Source organism: Corynebacterium tuberculostearicum, from assembly GCF_022347235.1.
Lineage (GTDB): Bacteria > Actinomycetota > Actinomycetes > Mycobacteriales > Mycobacteriaceae > Corynebacterium > Corynebacterium tuberculostearicum_F.
Map to the genome: position 1 here is coordinate 1 of NZ_JAKRDX010000051.1, position 899 is coordinate 899.

Consider the following 899-nt stretch of genomic DNA (forward strand, 5'->3'; position numbering starts at 1 on the left):
TAAGGAAGGATTGAACTATGCCTAGAAAGTATTCCGTCGAGTTCAAGGAGAAGGCGGTCCATCAGATCATCGAAATGGTCCGCCTGGAGTCTTGCTCACTGCAACGCGCCTACACAGAGGTCGGTGAGCTGCTTGGAGTATCTCACCACACGTTGCGGGCCTGGTACCGTGACAGCGCCTCAGTACGCGATAATTCTGACGCTTCAGGCGGCGAAACAATGGAAGAAGAACTCAGGCGTCTGCGCCGCGAAAACCGCGAACTGAAACGAGCAAACGGGATTCTTAAAACTGCTTCGGCTTTTTTCGCAGCGGAACTCGACCGACCCACGACCAAATGATCTCCTACATCGACGCGTACAAAGATCAATTTGGGGTCGAGGCCATCTGCCGAGTCCTTAAACAAGCAGATCGTGGATTCATTACTTCACGCGGCTACCGCAAAGCCACCACACGTGTTCCCAGCGCAAGAGCCTTAAGCGATAGCCTGCTCATCCCAGAGATACAGCGTGTGCATGCGGAGAATTTCTCGGTCTACGGCATCCGCAAAATGTGGCACGCGATGAACCGCGAAGGCTTTCATATTGGTCGCGACAAGACCGCACGTCTGATGAAACTTGCAGGTGTTTCTGGCCGCAGACGTGGGCGAACCCCAATAACAACGGTAAGCCCGAAGACACCGGATCATCGCCCGGACCTAGTGCGCCGAAACTTCCGTGCGCAGGCACCAGGCAGGCTTTGGGTTGCCGACATTACCTACGTTCGCACCCTGTCAGGATTCGCCTACACCGCGTTTGTCGTGGATGTCTTCAGCCGAAAAATTGTTGGTGTTGCTACACGCTCGACAATGCGCACCGATGCGCTGCCCATGGAGGCATTGGAACATGCGTTAACGACTGCAG

Annotated in this window: 1 pseudogene; it reads left to right on the forward strand. The window is 54.7% G+C overall.

What is annotated here, in order from left to right:
• Positions 1-17 precede the first annotated feature (17 nt).
• Positions 18-899: pseudogene (locus MHK09_RS11625) on the forward strand (IS3 family transposase); the annotation flags it as partial.